The organism is Chryseobacterium sp. ON_d1 (assembly GCF_006829085.1).
Classification (GTDB): Bacteria; Bacteroidota; Bacteroidia; order Flavobacteriales; family Weeksellaceae; genus Chryseobacterium.
Window position 1 is genome coordinate 78548 of the sequence record NZ_BJTC01000006.1, and the last position, 19101, is coordinate 97648.

Below are 19101 nucleotides of genomic sequence, written 5' to 3' on the forward strand. Positions count from 1 at the left end.
TATGAGCGACTCTATAATTTTAGGTATTGAATCGTCCTGCGACGACACCTCAGCAGCTATCATCAAGGGAAATTCTATTCTTTCAAACATTGCCGCGAACCAGGCCATCCACAAAGAATATGGTGGTGTTGTTCCGGAACTGGCTTCACGTGCCCATCAGCAAAATATTATCCCCGTTGTTGAAAAATCTTTTTCTAAAGCAAATATACAACAAAATGCAATCTCAGCTATAGGATTTACACGCGGACCCGGACTTTTAGGATCTCTTCTTGTAGGAACATCATTTGCTAAGTCTCTGGCTATGAGCCTCAATGTTCCGTTAATTGAAGTAAATCACCTTCAAGCCCACATTCTGGCCCATTTCATCGAGGATGCAAATCCTGTGCCGCCTGCCTTTCCTTTCCTATGTCTTACAGTAAGTGGCGGACATACCATGATTGTGCTGGTAAAAGACTATTTCGATATGGACATTATTGGAAAAACCATCGATGATGCCGCAGGAGAAGCTTTTGATAAAATAGGAAAAATCTTTGACCTTGATTATCCGGCCGGACCTATCATTGACAGACTGGCCAAAGAAGGAAATCCTGATGCTTTTAAATTCAATAAACCCAAGCTGGAAAATTATGATTATTCTTTCAGTGGAATTAAAACTTCTGTATTGTATTTCATCCAGAAAGAGGTCAGAAAGAATCCTGATTTCATTAAGGAAAATCTTAATGACCTCTGCGCTTCCGTTCAGAAATCCATTATTGAGATTCTGATGAATAAGCTTGAAAAAGCAGCCAAAGATCTCAACGTAAATGAAGTTGCTATCGCAGGAGGTGTTTCTGCCAATTCTGCCTTGAGAAAAGCCATGGAAGACAATAAAGAAAAACTGGGCTGGAATATCTATATTCCGAAATTTGAATATACTACAGATAATGCTGCTATGATCGCTATGGTAGCAAAGCTGAAATTTGAAAGAGGAGAATTTACAGATCTCAGAACAACGGCAACGGCAAAATATGATTTATAAGGATGCGGAGCCACGAAGTGGTGACGTAAAAAGCAAAGGGTTTTAAGCCCTTTGAAACAGAGATAAATAGGCATACATCAGCAATCAAAAACAACATCATACAATCAAAAATTTCAAGGAAGAGTTTTTAATGTTTCTTAGAAATTATGATATGGAATTTGATGAAAGATATGTCTGGGATTAATATTTCGCTCTTTCAGAGCTCAGATAAACAAACATTAATTCAGACAAAGACCTGCAGTCTTTGCTAATTATAGCGCCACTTCGTGGCTCATAAAAAAAAGAAAATGAAATTATTCTACGGAGAAATAACAGATCAAAAAGTCAGCATCAACGATGAAGAGCAGCAGCATATTGTGAAAGTTCTTCGGATGAAAGATGGAGAGGATATTCATGTGACAGATGGCAAAGGAAAACTGGCTTCCGGAAAACTCATTATAGAAGGGAAGAAAGCTGGTATTGAAATTTCAGAGATCAAAGAAAATATGCCTGAATTCAACCCCAGGCTTCATATTGCCATTGCTCCTACCAAAAATATTGACAGGATCGAATTCTTTGTGGAAAAAGCTGTGGAAATGGGCATTTCTGAGATTACGATCCTGCAGACTGAGAAAACAGAACGTAAAAACGTCAATATTGATAAGATCAGGAAACAAGCTGTTGCGGCATCAAAGCAAAGTTTGAGATTTCATTTTCCGGTTATCAATGATTTAATTAAAATTCAGGATTTCCTGAAAAGTATTGATCCGGAACATACTTTTGTAGCCCATTGCCATGAAGACCTGGAAAGAATTGCTCTGAAAAATATTCCTAAGATGGAAAAGCTTACATTTTTAATAGGTCCGGAAGGTGATTTTTCTGAAAAGGAGATTGCATTTTTAGCAGAAAATAAGGTAAGAGCTGTATCACTTGGGAATCAAAGACTGAGAACGGAAACAGCTGGCGTTTTTGTGGCAGCATGGAATTATTATAATATGATATAAATATAAAGAGAAGGTTGCTCAACCTTCTCTTTTTTATTTCAGATTGACTATTTCCAGTCAATATTATTTTCTTTCAGATATTTTTCAAAAATCTGCTGTCCGCTTCTGATTGAATTCACTGCCCAAAGGATTTTCATCCTTAAAAGTTTATCTTCATTCAATTTATAGTCGATATCAGATTTTATCAGTTTCTGTTTCAATTCATACATACAGATTGAAGCCGCTACAGAAACATTGAAGCTTCTTGTAAAGCCATACATCGGAATCGCCAGCGTTTCATCCGCAAAATCTAAAATCTCCTGAGAAACACCTTCCATTTCAGTTCCAAAAACCAAAGCAATAGGTTCTGTTACTTCATATTCAGGAAGCATTTTAGCATTATTCTCCAGTGAAACAGCCACTATTTTGTATCCTCTGTCTTTAATATTCTGAAAAGATTCCATATTCCGGGGAAGTTTTTCAACCTCAACCCATGTATCTGCTCCCTTTGTTACGCGAAGATTAGGCTCAAAACTATATTCTTCCTGTAAGGCCACCACTTTATGAAAACCGCAAGCTTCTACAGAGCGTACAATTGCCGCTGCATTTCTAAACTGATAGACATCTTCCACTACCGGAAGCACAAAGTCTGAACTTTCTTTGGAGAAATGTTCAATTTTAGCCAGTCTTTCTTCGGTCAAAAACTGTTTTAAATATTCAAAAGTTTGCGCTAAATCACTCATCCGCATTTAGTTATTTTTTTTCATTAGCCCCATAAAACGTCAACAATTTCCATTTTATTTTTATAAAATTTCACGATAAGCGTTTCATCCATTTTCAAATCTTTGCAAATTAACGTAATTTTGGCCTATGAACCCTAATCGGGCTCCAATTCTTAATTAAAATTAGTACATGAAGCGAAAAGTCCTGCTCATCTATACCGGTGGAACCATCGGAATGGAAAAAGATTACGAAACCGGAAGTCTCCGTGCCTTTGATTTTGGTAATATATTTGAAAAGATGCCTGAAATGAGGCTCATGGAATGTGAAGTCTTTGTTCATCCTTTCGCCAAACCGCTAGACTCTTCGGATATGGGGCCTGAAGAATGGAGGGTTATCGCCAATTATATTCACAAAAATTATAATGATTATGACGGCTTCCTGATCCTTCACGGAACCGACACCATGTCTTACACGGCTTCAGCACTGAGTTTCATGCTAAAAGGGTTAAGAAAACCGGTGATCATGACCGGTTCTCAGCTTCCGATTGGTGACCTGAGAACAGATGCCAAAGAAAATCTGCTGACCAGCCTTTATTATGCCAGCCTCTATGAAAATGATGAAGCGGTTATTCAGGAGGTTGCCATTTACTTTGAGTACAAATTGTTAAGAGGAAACAGAACATTGAAATATTCTGCAGAATATTTTGATGCGTACGCAAGTCCGAATTACCCAATTCTTGGTCAGTCAGGAGTTCATTTGAATATTATCAAAGACAACTTATTCCGCTGTGACCCTACAGTAGAATTTCATGTTGATGAGCATATTTCCGAAGATATTTTATTCTGGAGAATTTTCCCTGGTATGCATTTGAGCCATTTCAGAGAAATCCCTAAAATGAAGGTTCTGATTCTTCAGGTGTTCGGTTCAGGAACAATTTTCAGCAGTGAAAAAACACAGGAAACACTTCAGGAAATCAGAAACAACGGAACTGAGATTGTGGTGGTAAGCCAATGTATTTCAGGAGGTATCTCATTTGGAAAGTATGAAAACAGCAATGTTTTTTCAAGAATTGGCGCCATCAGCGGAAGAGATATGACTGCGGAAACGGCTATTACCAAAGCCATGCACCTTATAGATAATCCAAGCTATACCGGAAGCTTTGCAGATAATTTCACCAGAAGCCTTTGTGGAGAAATTACAGATTAAATTGCAATAATAATTTGGATATTCCAGAAAATACACTATTTTTGCAATCTCAAAAAGAAAGGTGTCCGAGTGGTTGAAGGAGCTACCCTGGAAAGGTAGTATACGGGTAACTGTATCGAGGGTTCGAATCCCTTCCTTTCTGCAAGAAACTAAATCCTGTGCTAATGATTAGCACAGGATTTTTTATGAACTGAATTTTTTGATTATTAACCTATAGGTATTTCTACTCAGTATAATAATTGGTAGTTTCTACGCTACCATTTCTTCTTTGTACTTCGTTACTTTGAACTACAATCTAATCAACTAAAAACAACCTAATCATGACATCAACAAGTGTAAATGCGAATTCTTCAGGTCAGTTAGTCCTGGGAAACGGAGCACAGTTCTGGGTATACCTTTCACCACAAAATGAAACTTCCAGAATGATCTCTACATGGCGTGTAACCTTTTCACAGGGAGACTGGAGCGACTTTATCTCTAGTGAAAACCCTACCAAACAAATTCAGACCCCTAATCTTTCAGGGATCTTTGATATCAAAGTGGAATTGTTAAGCGGATCTACGGGTACATGGCGTCAGATTCCGCCTCAGACAGGAAGTAATAATGAAATAGGATGTAACTCCAACTGTGCTTCTATGGTAGGCATCGTTGCTGACAGCACGCATCCTCCTGTTGGAGCGATCAACGCCCATTTCTGGACAACATGGGACGCCATGTGCGGAGTAAGACAGAACTAATATAAATAAACAGTCTATAGCCAAATAGCCACAATATGCTGCATATTGTGGCTATTCACTGTTTAAAAGCATTTCTTTTTGTCATTATTAATGATAAGGTTATTTAAGCTTTACCCAACCACAAAAGTCACAGAAGGTTTTATTTAAAACACTTGATTTCACTTCAGTAAGTTTAAAATAATCCCGCAGAAAAGATTTCGTAAAACTTAGGAGCATTTATTACGCATAAGGTTTGATTCTGAAAAAACTTAAGTGTTTAAAACTTTTGTGCCTTTTGACTTCGTCGAATCTTCGATTTGTAGTTAAAATAATGATTATAAAAGTTAAAACAACCTCGATTTGAAAATCCTATCGGTACAATAATTTCAGAATTTCATTTTTCACTAAATTTGCTCCCAAAATACGATTCAATCAAATATGTATACCCTAAAGACAGCATTCTCATTGCTGTTACTTTCAGCATTTTTTCTATTGCCCCAATCTGCAAAAGCCAGTGCCTATTGGATGGAAATTCACGGATCAGGAAAATTAAAAGATCCTGTAAATATTCAGGTATGTTATGGTTTTATTGATGACCTTAGTGAGCGTCACCGGACCACTGGACCCGAATTTCAGAGGATCAAAGATTTTATTTTTTTTCTTTTTAATGCCAGAGGTGAAAAATTAAAAATCGAATTACAGCCTAAAGGAGATCATTGGGAAGGAACTTTTACTCCAGACCAGGAAGGAACTTATAGAATTTTAGGAATGAATGACCAGCAACCCGTTCTGGTAAGGTCTCAAAATCCGCAGGAAAATGTAAGGCCCATTGATTTTATGTGCGGAGCTTATCAGGTGGGAATCCCATCTAATAACAATCCACCACTTCCATTGATGGATATACGGCTTTCTGAAAAAAACGGCGTTTATACCATTTTTCCTTACCGCAATATGAAACCTGCAGAGAAAGGAACAATGCTTAGGATCTTTAACCCTGAAAACTGGGAAAAGAATATTCCGGTAAATGAGAATCATAAAGCTTTCTTTAAACCTACCATGCGAGGGCTTTATGTAATCAGACAGGATTGGCAGGAGAATACTTCCGGAGTATTTCAGGGAACCCCTTACACAAAGATAAGATACCGTAATAATTACTGTCTCTGGAGGAATTAAGGAAACTTAGAAAATCTTTATAATATAAAAGTCCCGGATCTCTGAATCCGGGACTTTTATATCAACTATTCAACCTTATTTAGAATTTCAAGGAAACGCTTCCAAGAAAACGTGATGGAGCCTGTGGAGTCAAACGCACAGACCATGCTTTTTCGTTGGTAATATTGTCAAATTTCAGTCCTACTCTATATTTTGGCTGATCGTAGAAAATACCTAGATCAAACATTTTGTAAGACGGAATAATCACTTTAGTTGTTTGTGTATTGGTCTGATATGAAGAGGATCCCATATTTCCGCCGCCACCTATTCCCAGACCTTTTAATTTTCCTTGAGGAATACGGTAACTGATCCAGAAGTTGAACATATTGGCAGGACCGGACAATGCAGGCCTTAAACCATTGACCGAAGGGTTGGCATTGGTATATTTACTGTCATTATACGCATATCCGGCCACAACATTGAATCCGTCAAACGGGTTGGCCGTCAGCTCAGCCTCTATTCCTTTACTCACCTGTGTCCCATCCTGTATGGAATAATTAATATCATCCGGGTTGGTTCTTAAAATATTATCCACCCGTATATTGTAATAGCTTAAAGTACCTACAAGTCTGTGATTGAAAACATCTGCCTTTACTCCAAATTCCAGCTGATTGGCATATTCAGGCTTGAAGATATTCCCGTTGATATCTGTTCCACTTACGTTATTAAAACCATTCATATAGTTCCCAAACAGAGAAAGTTTATTTTTCAATACTTCATAAACGATGCCCATTTTAGGTGAAAAAGCGGTCTGCCCATAAGGCCCGGATTGCGTTCCACTGTTGCTAAGGCCTCCTTTGATTTCTCCCGTCGTAATATCATAAACTCCTTTAAACTGAAACCGGTCTACCCTCAAACTGGCCATTACCATCAGTTGATCCGTAATATTAAAAACATCTGAGATATAAGCAGCATAGGTATTGTCACTATTATTTTCCTTTCTGAAAGCAGAAGTAGCTGTAAGCGCATCGATTATATTGCTGTTGACTCTGAAGTCCGGTGACGGATGAACAAAATTAAATACTTTGGTGTTGGTATGATAACGGTCAAAATGATTGGAATTGTTATAAAAGTCCAATCCAACAACCATTCTGTTTCTGAAACGTCCGATACGGAAATCTCCGATAAAGTTCTGCTGAATATTGGTTGCAATAAATGAAGTCGTTCCCACCATAACCTGAGCACTTGCCGTAGAATCTGTCTTCCCATTGATGGCTGAAATATATCCGTTGATTGTAGATCGTGCCCGTGATAATATTGTCTGAGACGTCCAGTTTTCTGAAACTTTATAATTCATCTGCGCAAAAATGTTCAGCATCTGTGTTTCATAAGCCAGGTCATCACCCAGAAATTTTTTATAGTAAGGAAATTTCATATCCGCAATGGACTGAATTTTATTACTTCCTGTATATGGATTGAAGCGGACAACCGATGTTCCTTTTGCCTGGTTGAATTCCACATCTAACAGAAGGGACATGCGGTCATTAATCTGATAGGAAAAGCTCGGCGCAATCGCCAGAGAATTGGTAAACCCAAGATCCTGGAAACTCTTTTCAAAGGTGCCTGCGGCGTTAAGACGGAAAAGAGCAGTTCTGTCTTTGTTCACCGGTGTATTGACATCTACTGTCAGCCTGTTGTAATTCCAGCTTCCTCCTACATACCCTGCTTCACCACCAAAATCATTGTAAGGCTTTTTGGTCACCCTGTTGTATACTCCTCCGTAACTGCTGGCCACACTCTTTCCGAATAAAGTAGCTGAAGGTCCTTTAATAGCTTCTATACGTTCAAGGTTTACAGGATCTATTACTGAAAACGCAGCCCCTGCTACTCCATTTCTGGCGTTAGGCTCTGTTTCAAATCCTCTTGAACGGAATGTCACCCTTCCCTGATTGGCAATCATAGGAACTCCTGCTCCCGGTACATTTTTGGAAATGCTTCCCAGATCTACAGCAACCTGTTCCTGAAATAATTCTTTGGTAACCGTATTGTATACCTGCGGATTTTCTAAATTTTTCAAGGGCAGTCTGGCTACAAAACCACTTTCTTTTTTCGAAAAACGGTTTGTGTTTTTCATAATGACCACTTCCTGTATAGCCTGAATATTTTCTTTGGTCAGCTGATAATCCAGTGTGGTTGTTTCCCCAGCTTTTACCTCCACCGGAAGGCGAACTTCTTTGGTTCCAAGAATCTGTAGCTTTAGGGTATATGAACCGGCATTCAGATTGGCAAAATGATAATATCCTTCATCATCTGTAAGGGTCTGGCGATTTGCTTCCGGCAACGAAACAGATATTGCCCTCAACGGCTGTCCATCTACCATATTTACTTTTCCCGAGATCCCACCCTGTAAATTCTGAGCATGTATTGTCATTAACCCTATCAGAGAGAATAAAAAAATAAAAAATGGCTTTGACCACTGTGGTTTCTGTATTGAAATATCATTTTGCTTCGTTCCCACGGAATGAGCCATATATCCTTCAGCAGACATACATTCATTAGATTGCATCATTTTTTCAGCCTTATTTAAAGTGATTATAAATAAAGGTGCAAAATAACGGAATCATAAACTCTCCCACAATATTAATTTGAATTATTCTAAATAAATTTTAAAATCTATAGAATCCAGGTTCTGGCAATTTTAGAAACACCCACTAAAACAGGGGCTTAATCGTTATCCAGCCTTCAATAAAGAATGGTAAGCTGACTTTTCCACATGTTGTTAATAAATTATCCACATGTTATCCACAATTTTATTAATTATGAAAATAAGAAAAGGTTTTTAAAAGCTCCTGTTCCTAATTCTATCCTAAATCAGATGTTTATTTTGTCTTGATTTTAAACAGTATTAAAAGATTTTGAATAAACATTTTATGAACAAAGCCAATAATTTTACGACAATAAAGTATTCTCTCTGCGTATCAGCGGTATTCTTTTCCATCTTATGGTTTCGCAGTCATTTAAAATTAGCCGTAAAACAGCTATCCACATTATTGAGCATGAAGAAAATTTTTGCAGTATTAATTGTATTGGGGTGCATAGGAACCACCATCAAAGCACAGATCAGCCCACCAGGGTTAGGAGATGCCAACAATGCATTCTGGGGTGCCTTTGGTATTAAGCAGCAACTGGACTCTCTGGGGAAAAAACAGGCTTTGAGCTATGTTGCCATCGGGAGAAAAAGCAGCCCGGATCATCATAATCTGTTTTCGAAGCAGGCCATCATTGTTTTAAATCATGAAGTGTATCATTCCTTTGCCCCTCACCAGCAGTATAGCTATGCTTTAAGTTACCGACGCCAGCCACAGTATGAAAGTACAGCCCCTTATGATAAAGAATACACAGAACAGGAATTCAGGATTTACGGAAGATATGCATACACATTTGATCTTGGAAAAAGATGGAAACTGAAAAATGTGATAAGGCAGGAATTCAGGAAGTTTTTTGATGCAGACTTTCATAAAGCAGAGGAAGATTTTCAGCTAAGAACCCGTATTAAAAGCCAATTAACATATAACTTATCTCCAAAAAACAATCAGAAGCTGGCACTAAGCGCAGAAGCTCTTTTTTCCATAAGCCACCTCAATGACGCGGATTCGGAGTGGACCCCGTTCGGGTATCGTGAAATGCGGATTGCAGCTTACTATATATTGACCATTCCAAACTCTCCTTTTACGGTAGATTTAGGGTATATGGATGATCTGATCCGAGGCAGCAGAAGCATTCATCATGGAGGCGTTCATTATCTGGCAGCTGATCTGATCTGGAATATTCCTTACAGAAAGAGACAGTAAAAAAATTCTCATTTTTACAAACAAAATCCCAATCATCACTGACTGGGATTTTTGTTTGAAAAACATAAGTTTTTCCACAATATAATTAAGTATGAATGTTTGGTGTATAATTTAGTTGCAAAGCTTCAGATATTCACGGCTCATCTGTACATTAAATTTTGCTTCAGCTTTAGAACGGGCATAAATTGTATCCTTAAAAGCATGTACAGTTTTTAGTTTCTGGTCAATAAATTCTGCAATCTGTACAATGGAAAAAAGAAAATCCCTGTACACCGCCATATTGACTGTCTGCCCATAGTAGGGTAAGTACGCTTTCAAAAAAGGTATTGCTTTCTGATGGCGGTTATAGCTGATACAATATCCCACCCCATCTACTGAGGTAACAACAGCATAGTTATTAAGATAATCCTGAATATTCTTGCTGCCATCAAGAGCCTGAGGATTTTTGGAACAAAACTTATTGATCTTATCCAGAATATGCTGGGCATATTCCATCATGGAAATATTTTTAAATTCAAATACCTGGTGTATCTTATTGGCTGGCTGGATTCCGTTTTCACAATCAATACAGAAAGAGATTCCTATTTTTTCATGATAAGGAAAAAAACAGTCTTTCACTTCAATGGAGGCATCCGGCTTCAACCTGTCTTCAGCAAAATTGTAATAGACGTAAGGACTGTAAAGTTCAGCAAGCGCATTCAGATAATCTGTTTCGCTGGTGTTATGATATTCTTCAAACCATTTTTCAAGGTTATCGTAATAATTACGTTCAAAGTCGTTAAAGTTTAAGTAAAATGGCAATTCCATAGCTCTGTAATTTTGATATGACAAAGCTATATCTGTAATGCGACAAAACTTGACGCAATATATTTTTTGTGAAAGATTTTTTGGTCAAAGATCAATTTTTGTTTCGCAAAGTCAATCCTCAATAATTATTAACGCTGATGTTCGCAAAGTTTATTAATATACATAGCTTATTTGTTCGCAAAGGCGTTTCATTTAGCAGAGAGACATACTTTTTCTTTGCTGAGTGAAACGCCTTTACGATCGAAAAAATAATAAGATGGTATAGAAAACTTCGCTAACTCTCCGTTTAATAGTATGCATTATCCCTAGATCCCGTACCCCGAATTACTTATCATAATTCTTCATAATGTACTCAAAGTAGTGGATCATTTTCAGATAGTTTTCAATGCTGAGATATTCATTCGTGCTGTGAATGCTTTGCTGTTCGGCACTGTTGATCTTGATCGGCATGAAACGGTAGACGTTTTTACTTACGATTTCGTATTTCCCCGCATCTGTTCCCGCCATGGTAAGATATGGGGTAACAATTGCTCCGGGATGAATTTCCTTCACTCCTGCTTCTATTATTTTAAAAGCTTTTGTATTGGTTGGAGAAATATTGGAAGCTTCCCTGGTGTTATCAATTTCTTCTACTTCAACATCAAAACCTTCAGTGGCTTTCGCAATATGATCTTTCACATCTTTCACCGAATTTCCGGGAAGCAGTCTGAAATTAACCACAAATTCCACTTCAGGAGAAAGCACATTGGTTCCGTCACTTCCCTTCATCATCGTTAATGCTGTGGTTGTTCTTACCAACGCATTGGTTGTATTGTTTTTGGTGAGCTGTGAAATCAATACAGGTTTTAAAAGCCATTGATTGGCCAGAGCCATTCTTGTGGCAAAAGGCATCTCACCACCAATATTATTAAAAAACTCTTTGATTAAAGGTGTGATAACAGGCTTCATCTGATGATCTTCCAGACGCTGCATGATAACAGCTGCTTTCCCGATAGCACTTTCCATAGGAGGCATAGAGGAATGTCCGCCAAGTCCTTTTACTTTGATTTTTGCCGAAAGAAATCCTTTTTCGGCACACCCTACAACGGCAACGTCAGTATCAATTCCTGCTACATTTCCTTTTCTCATAATTAATCCTCCCTCATCATAAACAGCATCGAACTTCAAGCCTTTTTTCTTAAAATAATCAGCAATCTGAACAGCTCCTTTCTGTCCGCCAACTTCTTCATCAAAACCGAAAGCCAGATAAATATCACGTTGAGGAATCTGTCTGTTTTTAATCATAGAATTCATAGATTCCATTAAGGAGAACAGCATTCCTTTCATGTCTATCGCTCCCCTGCCGTAGATTCTTCCATTGGCAACCGCTCCTGAAAAAGGGGCAAAATCCCAGTCCTCCGCTACTTTTGAAACAGGATTAAGCGGTTTGTCATCCGGACGGAATACATTTTCTTCGTTATTTTTGATATCTGCATCCCCGGGTGGCACAACATCCATATGGGAAAGAAATAAAATCGGTTCCAAAGCAGGATTGCTTCCTTTAAGCCTGAACACCAATCCATATTGGTTAACCTCGACATTTTCGGTATTCTGATACACTAATGGATAGGAGGTTTTTAAATAGGTTTTAAACTGATCGAATGGTGCGTAATTGAATTCACCCAAACTACCCGTAGAAACGGTTGGAACCTTTATTCCTCCCGACAACCGCATTACTGCTGAGTCATTTTTTATCGGCTTCCAGCCTTCGCCTGCCCCGATATTATTTTTTTTAAAAGGATAAGTGTAAGTTTTTATTAATACAACAGCAGCCAGAATGACAATGATTCCCAAAAGGATTAAAAGAAATTTTTTCATAGCAGATAGTTTGTGAAGTGATTTGATTTTATAAATATAGCAAAGTATTCAGTGCCTGACAATTTAAAGCCGGACTTTTTCAATCGACAAACTCATGGAATACACTCTTTACAGTTTTAATCTGATAAAAGGCAAAAGATATGTCCCCTCAATGGAAACTTATTCGTCATCAGAATAAAGAATAAAAAATGAAGAATATACTGCACATTATTTCCAGCGCAAGAGGAGAACTGTCTTACAGTAACCAGCTAAGCTCAGCCATTCTGGAAAAACTGTTACAACAAGGCAATATCAATACGATCACTGTAAGGGATCTGGTGAAGGATGCTCCTCCATATGCAGATGAAGTGTCCATTCATGAATTTTATAAGCATCCGGAGTTATATGATGAACAGAGTAAGCATCTTCTCTCATACGCCAACAGGGTTGTGGATGAAGTGCGTGAAGCAGATATTATTGTTATTGGAACACCAATGTTTAATCTGGGAATTTCCACCTCTTTAAAAGCATGGCTGGACCAGCTGATCCGGGCAGGAGTGACTTATGTTTTTGATGAACAGTGGAACCGCGTAGGACAATTTAAAGGTAAAAAAGTATATCTAGCAGTTGCTTCCGGAGGCAGGAGTGCAGAAGGTGCTCCGGATTATGTTTCTGCCTATATCAAAGATGTTTTCAGAAATTATACGGGAATTACTGATGTAGAAGCCTATCGTATTGAAGGGACTATGGAGAATGGTTTTACAGCGGATTATGAAAGTATTTTGAAAGATTTTAATTCTGTCACTGAAATGCCTTAAAAGCGGGTGTTATTGTAAACGCAAAGTTTTTTATTGTTAATGCTGAATATAAGGGAGCAAAGAAGGAATCAACAAGTTGATTGGATGAAGCTTTGGAGCTTTATAGTATTTTGTTTTTAACACAAAGGCGCTAAAGGATTTTATCCTGATGTATATTTAAGGCGCAAGAAAATCAAAGATTTTCAGCAGGGGAATTATGATAAAATCTTGCGCCTAAAAAATAATTATGATCGTTCTTATCGTTGTGGTTTCTTTAATTCAGGATTTCATTCATTTCGGTTAAGATGATAGGTTTTCCGTCGGTAATTACAATGGTATGCTCGTGCTGGGCCATATAACCGCCTTTATTACCTACCATGGTCCATCCGTCTTTTAATTCTACCGCAATATTGGAATCGGTGGAGATAAATGTTTCAATAGCCACCACAGAGTTTTTCTTAAAACGCCTGGAATCATAGCGGTTTCTGTAGTTCAGCAATTCATCAGGCTGCTCATGCAGGCTTCTGCCTACTCCATGTCCGGCAAGATTCTTAATGACCTTAAGACCTCTTTTCTTTGCTTCTGTCTCCATTAAATGCCCTATATCAGCAATTTTCACACCACCTTTTATATTGCTGATCGCCTTTCTCAGAATATCTTTGGATGCCTCCACCAGTTTCTGATGTCCGTGAATATCTTTTCCGATGACAAATGATCCTCCATTATCGGCCCAATATCCATCCAGCTCTGCAGAAACATCAATATTGATCAGATCGCCTTCCTTCAAAATCCTTTGATCTGTAGGAATACCATGGCAGAATTCATTGTCCACACTGATACACGTCCAACCCGGAAATCCATACGTTAGGTAAGGTGCCGATTTTGCCCCGAAACTTTCCAGTATTCCTGCTCCATACTCATCAAGATCTTTTGTGGTCATGCCAGGTTCAGCATACGCTATCATCTTTTTCAAAGTGTAGGCGACAGCTTCGCTTACTTTTTGCATTCCAAGCATCTGATCTTCGTTGGTGATTGACATATTTGTTTTGATTATTATTGATAATGACAAAGTTAAGAATTAAAATATTATGATACAGATTGTTTTAATGCATGAAACCGATTGAGTGGAAAATACGGTTATTCAATTCATTTCCTCCCTATCTCAATAGATAAGGGGCTAGATGGTATTCATAAGGGACTAACAACAGTTTGAAAAAGGGTTACAGAGGCTTAAGGAACTAGCTAAAAACAGGGTTGAAGTGTGTTCTGAAGTAATTACACCACCTTGATGGAGTATCGAGAAGATGGCTCCCTTTCAGTATACTCAAACCCACCAAAGTCTGCCGATGTAACACCGCTTCCATTAGGAACTTTTTGGTGAGGATTAAAAGTACCTCCTAACATCTGCCACATATACGAACCTACTACCAAATGGTTTTCCATCCCTTCATAAGGAACAGGGACAGGGATCGATAAAGCTTACCGGGTTATTTAAGGCATAGGCATAAGGTGAAAATCTTCTTGATGTTTCAGCCAATGGATCAATAACGCCCCATCGTCCGATATCAGCCATGTACATCCTGGCGCCATAATCATTCCAGCCGGTTTCTTTTTATAGTTCCTTACCGTTGTATTGATAATTGTAAGATGGGTTTCCTCCTACATTATTATATCCCAAATGCTTTAACCCAAAAAGATAGGAGTTGTTTTCTTCAAGAGCTTCTGCGCTACCGCCGGCATTTTTAAAATAGCTGAGGCGTACATTTCCCAGGTGGTCTGTATATGATAAAATATTCTGTTTTTTACCAACACATCTGAAACATCTTGTATGATCCTCAATATTTTAGATAGACTATTTCTCTTTTCTTCTGTTCTAGCTATCCACAATATTAACTCAACTTTACATCTTACTAATATAAAATAGAGTATTGAAAATCAATACTCTATTTTATATTAGTAAGATGTTTGATGTTTGAAACATTATCGAATTTATTCTGTGGGTAATATATTAATCTTATTACTCTTAATAGAACCCGTAAATAGTTTATATCTATTAAGCTTTTGTCTTTGTGATTTAGTAAGATATTTTATGTAAGCTTCTTTATCTATTGAAATAGAAAGATACCCTATATTTTCTTTTTCATTATCTAGAATATAAAAGCCTTGCAAAGGCCCAACATCTCTATTGGTAATATTTTTTAGATTAAAAGGAACATGAAATACAATCTTTTCTTGTGGTTTAAGAAGCAATAAATTATTCATTATATAATAATTTATTTTGACATCTGATTTAGGAACATTGTTTTTCTTACCCCATTTTTCCTTTTTGAGATTAAATTCTTTTTTTACAGAATCATTCTTTATTTTTATTTTTTTAAAATCTGATAAATCTAGTTCAGAATGTAAATAAGTTTCTACATTTTTTTGTTCAAAATTATCATAAATATTGATAGTCAATCCAAAAAAAGGATATTGATCAATCCATTCATCCTTAATAATATTATAATTATCAGTATAATATGGTTGCAATGATGTCGTATCAATTGGTATTATAATATTTTCTTTACTTTCATTATATAGAGTAATATTAGCGTTTTTTTTTTGAGAATCTAACTGCCAGTTAATTTTAATTTGAGCTTTAAATTGTCCAAATATTGAAAATACAAAGATGATTTGAAATATTTTTAGTACGTTGAGAATCATTATTATTTTATTTACGGTTATTATATTTTATTTCACGTGCTTCAATAGTAAACCCCTGCTATTGCAAGGGCTACCTTATTAAAATATAATTAATACAGTAAAGCATTGGGATTTCATCTATTTACAATGCCTAAGCTAATTGAAAAAATCACCATTTAATATACTTAGTATTTTTTAAATTCCACTTAATTCTAATAGGATTACTTTTTATCGTATAATTAATTTTCTCTTTATTATGAGTTGGCGAATTAGAACCACAATTAGTAAGATAGACAGTAATAGTATAATCTTGATTGCTTATAATATTAAAACTATCATATTTACCATTTTCTACATTAAATTGAAAAGGATTAAATTTGATTGGAATTACCAGTTTTTCTTTTGGCTTAATTTTAATTATTCCTTCCTTACTTTCTAAATATGTAAGCTGATTTCTTTTATTAGCAAGATCAATCTGTGTTTCATCTAATTCTATTAATCCAGTTTCATAATTTACAGACTTATTTTTACGTTTCAGTTCAATTAAAGGTCTAAAGTTACCTGCATTATATTGTTTGCCAAATGGTTTAAAACTTACAGTATCTATAGGGATTGAACACGTAATATTCGAATTATTATATATTTCCATCACAATTATCTTACTATTATTATCAGTATCTAACGATTTAATATTTAATAATAATTGAGATTTAACATTGATTATTGCCAAAAATAATACAAGAAGATATTTCATGGTATTTTAAATATTCATTTTCATTTTCCTGGAGTTCCTGCCGTTATAATTATAGCTGTAGAAACTTCCGAACCTTGAGGTTTCTGAACAAACCCGAGATGAGGTTCAGTCAAAGATAATAATTGCTGGTATCCTAAAAAAAACCAAATCCTCTTGTGCTTTTCAGAAATACAAATTATTAAAGCCATTATTTTTGTAGTCACTTTGTTTTATTTAAATAGTAGTAAAATATTTGTTATTTATAAGCTTCAAACGAAATACTATTACTTTTAATCGTTCCTAAAAAGAATTTATATTTTTCAAATTTCTTTTTCTGCTCCTTTGTTAGCCATTGATATGCATCATCTGTAATGCAAAGGTGCAACCCGAGGTTATATCTAGAAAATTCCAGAAAATAGGCATCATATAAAAATGAAGTATTTGTTCTCAATAAGTTACTTAAATCTACAGAAATTTCATAACTATATTTTTCATGAGGCCTCAGTATTAACAAGTTATTTGTTATGTAATAATTTTTAAAAGCATACTCATAAGAATTAAAATGATGCTTTTTTTTCCATTTATTAATTTTATTAAATTCTTTATCTGCGACTTCCTGTAATGTTTTTATGTTTTCTTTCGATTCTCTATCCGAGTGCCCTCTTGAAGATTCAGGATAGAGATAATTTTGATCATAGTCCCTATTTATCATTATTGTGGGAGCAAAAAAATTGTAAGGATAATCTTTTTCATTGTAAACTCCACAGTATTCTGAGTCATAATATCCTTTAAATCCATTTATATCAAAGGGAAGTAAATAATTATCATCGGTAAGGTTAACTACATCGATTTTTAATGTGAATTGATATGTTTCTACGTGAGATTTAATGGTATATTTAATCTTGATTTGTGATTGAAGAACAAAACTAACTAGTAAGCTTAATAATCCTAAATATTTTTTCATTTTTCTATTTTATACTATTATTCCAATTTAGATATGCTTTCATAATAATATTGAAGTTATTGTTAAATTTATTAATAGCTGCTTCTGGATAACGAAAAATATCTGGTATTTGTTTCGCACCATGCTTATTATATGTATAATCTAACGGATCTTTTATGTTTTGATTTCCTATTCTTGACTCCCAAGAGTAGGAAATATACTCCGAAAAGTAGCTAAAAGCATCACGAGCAGTTGGGCTATTCTTATTGGATTTAATATTATCGAAGAATATATCTCTAAAGTAATGAGTTATAGAATGACCTACTTCGTGACCAATAATAAATGAATACTCTAAAACGCTTGGAGATTTACTCAGGTTTACCAAAATATTAAAACCATTAGATTTTCCATGGAAAAGAAAGTTTTTAGTTTCTATAAATTTAATTCCTCTATCCCCTGGTTTATAACCTCCAACTGAATATAGTTTAGAGATAAGACCTGAAATTTCATCTGTTTTTATTATTTTATTCCAATCTTCAAAACTTGCAATGGTATTCACAGGATCACTCCAACCTACTTTCTTTAATTGCTCAACCATAGAGAACAAGGCCCCAATATTTCCGCCACCACCAAAATATGATTGAGCAAAGGTAATTGCCTCCAGACTTGTAAACGATAATCCTCCGGAGGATTGTTCACTGTCAGTATACCCAAACCCACCAAAATCAGCAGAAGTACCACCGCTTCCATTAGGAATTTTCTGGTGAGGATTGAAGCTGCCACCAGCCATCTGCCACATATAAGAACCTTCTACCAGATGATTCTCCATCCCTTCATAGGAAACAGGTATGGCTTTTCTTCCATCGGGATCGATAAAGCTAAGCTTACAATGTGAATAAGATAGCTCTTAGAACGAAAGGGCTACTGTAAATATCTTGAAAATGTATGAATGGAAAATCGCGCAAGTAAGTAACAATAAATACTAGTTTCTTGTTTTATTATATATAATATTAGACTTTAATGTACCATAAAATAATTTATACCCTTGGTCTTTAATCTGTTTCTTTTGAATTTTTGTTAAATATTTATACATTTCTGCAGGGCTACAATACTGTAAATAATATTTGTAAGACTGAAGTGGATTATATGAATATGAATAAAATTTAAACTTTTGGTTAGTAATATTATTAATATCTACTTTAACTTTATAGCTGATGGTTTCATGGGGCTTTATGAATATCAAGCTATTCATAATACTATAATTTATTTTTGCATTATTTATTTTAGATATTTTGTTAGAAGCTTTCCATTGGTTAATTAAATTATCGTAATTGATTTTTTGTTTTTGATATTCTTTACTTATCGAATCAAATTTATTAGGATCAACATAGTCATTCACATAGTAAGTCAGTAGATTATTATCACTTAAATTCTCAATCATTAACATCAATCCCAAGCTTGGAAAATTATCTTCATATTCTTGATAATTATCACATAGAGGTTCATATGGCCGCAAGTATTTTTTCTCCAATGGTATTACATAATTTTCTGAGGTGTTATTAGTTATAACAATATCCGCAATATTAGAATTAAAGTCTAATTTAAAGTCCAATCTAACCTGTGAATACAAGGAGTTACTAATAATAAAAATAATTATAATAAAAATGTTTTTCAT

At 35.7% G+C, this 19101-nt stretch carries 17 protein-coding genes, 1 tRNA gene and 1 pseudogene; 8 read left to right on the forward strand and 11 right to left on the reverse strand.

Translation table 11 applies throughout. The features are described 5' to 3' along the window. Position 1 precedes the first annotated feature (1 nt). Positions 2-1018 (forward strand): tRNA (adenosine(37)-N6)-threonylcarbamoyltransferase complex transferase subunit TsaD, encoded by a 1017-nt coding sequence (gene tsaD / locus CRS_RS10815; protein ID WP_142724081.1) that lies wholly within the window; start codon positions 2-4, stop codon positions 1016-1018. A gap of 287 nt (positions 1019-1305) precedes the next feature. Beyond that, on the forward strand, positions 1306-2001 hold the full coding sequence (locus CRS_RS10820) for a 16S rRNA (uracil(1498)-N(3))-methyltransferase (RefSeq protein ID WP_142724082.1): 696 nt from the start codon (positions 1306-1308) through the stop codon (positions 1999-2001). A gap of 47 nt (positions 2002-2048) precedes the next feature. Here CRS_RS10820 and CRS_RS10825 read toward each other — a convergent pair whose 3' ends face one another. Further along, a complete protein-coding gene (locus CRS_RS10825) occupies positions 2049-2729 on the reverse strand; it encodes an RNA methyltransferase (protein ID WP_142724083.1) in 681 nt (226 codons plus the stop codon). A 163-nt stretch (positions 2730-2892) separates the two neighbouring features. Here CRS_RS10825 and CRS_RS10830 point away from each other — a divergent pair, with 163 nt between their 5' ends. The 4 genes from CRS_RS10830 (at position 2893) to CRS_RS10845 (ending at position 5798) form a co-directional block, all read left to right on the forward strand. Further along, entirely contained in the window at positions 2893-3909 is a 1017-nt protein-coding gene (locus CRS_RS10830; protein ID WP_142724084.1) for an asparaginase, read from the forward strand. A gap of 55 nt (positions 3910-3964) precedes the next feature. Next, positions 3965-4051: transfer RNA gene (locus CRS_RS10835), tRNA-Ser, on the forward strand. A 178-nt stretch (positions 4052-4229) separates the two neighbouring features. Further along, complete coding sequence (locus CRS_RS10840; protein WP_142724085.1) at positions 4230-4646, forward strand: hypothetical protein; 417 nt, start codon at positions 4230-4232, stop codon at positions 4644-4646. Between the two features lie 417 nt (positions 4647-5063). Next, positions 5064-5798 (forward strand): hypothetical protein, encoded by a 735-nt coding sequence (locus CRS_RS10845; protein ID WP_142724086.1) that lies wholly within the window; start codon positions 5064-5066, stop codon positions 5796-5798. Between the two features lie 79 nt (positions 5799-5877). On the opposite strand, the gene CRS_RS10850 is transcribed toward CRS_RS10845, so the two are convergent. Further along, positions 5878-8346 carry a TonB-dependent receptor gene (locus CRS_RS10850; protein ID WP_142724087.1) on the reverse strand — a complete coding sequence of 823 codons (2469 nt, stop codon included), beginning with the start codon at positions 8344-8346 and terminating at the stop codon, positions 5878-5880. A gap of 487 nt (positions 8347-8833) precedes the next feature. Between CRS_RS10850 and CRS_RS10855 the strand changes: the two genes are divergently transcribed. Continuing rightward, complete coding sequence (locus CRS_RS10855) at positions 8834-9628, forward strand: DUF2490 domain-containing protein (protein WP_172617039.1); 795 nt, start codon at positions 8834-8836, stop codon at positions 9626-9628. Between the two features lie 111 nt (positions 9629-9739). On the opposite strand, the gene CRS_RS10860 is transcribed toward CRS_RS10855, so the two are convergent. Further along, a complete protein-coding gene (locus CRS_RS10860; RefSeq protein ID WP_142724089.1) occupies positions 9740-10435 on the reverse strand; it encodes a hypothetical protein in 696 nt (231 codons plus the stop codon). A gap of 324 nt (positions 10436-10759) precedes the next feature. After that, complete coding sequence (locus CRS_RS10865; RefSeq protein ID WP_142724090.1) at positions 10760-12292, reverse strand: M20/M25/M40 family metallo-hydrolase; 1533 nt, start codon at positions 12290-12292, stop codon at positions 10760-10762. A gap of 188 nt (positions 12293-12480) precedes the next feature. On the opposite strand from CRS_RS10865, the gene CRS_RS10870 reads away from it, so the two are divergent. After that, the gene (locus CRS_RS10870) at positions 12481-13089 is read left to right on the forward strand and encodes an FMN-dependent NADH-azoreductase (protein WP_142724091.1); all 609 of its coding nucleotides are present in this window, start codon (positions 12481-12483) and stop codon (positions 13087-13089) included. 253 nt (positions 13090-13342) lie between these two features. On the opposite strand, the gene map is transcribed toward CRS_RS10870, so the two are convergent. The 7 genes and pseudogenes from map to CRS_RS10905 form a co-directional block, all read right to left on the reverse strand. Then, on the reverse strand, positions 13343-14107 hold the full coding sequence (gene map / locus CRS_RS10875) for a type I methionyl aminopeptidase (RefSeq protein ID WP_142724092.1): 765 nt from the start codon (positions 14105-14107) through the stop codon (positions 13343-13345). 426 nt (positions 14108-14533) lie between these two features. Next, a pseudogene (locus tag CRS_RS10880) lies at positions 14534-14860 on the reverse strand (RHS repeat-associated core domain-containing protein); the annotation flags it as partial. A gap of 197 nt (positions 14861-15057) precedes the next feature. After that, positions 15058-15771, reverse strand: coding sequence for a hypothetical protein (locus tag CRS_RS10885; protein WP_142724093.1), 714 nt, complete (start codon positions 15769-15771; stop codon positions 15058-15060). A 148-nt stretch (positions 15772-15919) separates the two neighbouring features. Beyond that, a complete protein-coding gene (locus CRS_RS10890; protein ID WP_142724094.1) occupies positions 15920-16504 on the reverse strand; it encodes a hypothetical protein in 585 nt (194 codons plus the stop codon). A gap of 235 nt (positions 16505-16739) precedes the next feature. Then, positions 16740-17447: a hypothetical protein gene (locus CRS_RS10895; protein WP_142724095.1), complete on the reverse strand. Its 708-nt coding sequence runs from the start codon at positions 17445-17447 to the stop codon at positions 16740-16742. Positions 17448-17451: 4 nt separating this feature from the next. Then, entirely contained in the window at positions 17452-18255 is an 804-nt protein-coding gene (locus tag CRS_RS10900; RefSeq protein WP_142724096.1) for a hypothetical protein, read from the reverse strand. Between the two features lie 153 nt (positions 18256-18408). Beyond that, on the reverse strand, positions 18409-19101 hold the full coding sequence (locus CRS_RS10905; RefSeq protein ID WP_142724097.1) for a hypothetical protein: 693 nt from the start codon (positions 19099-19101) through the stop codon (positions 18409-18411).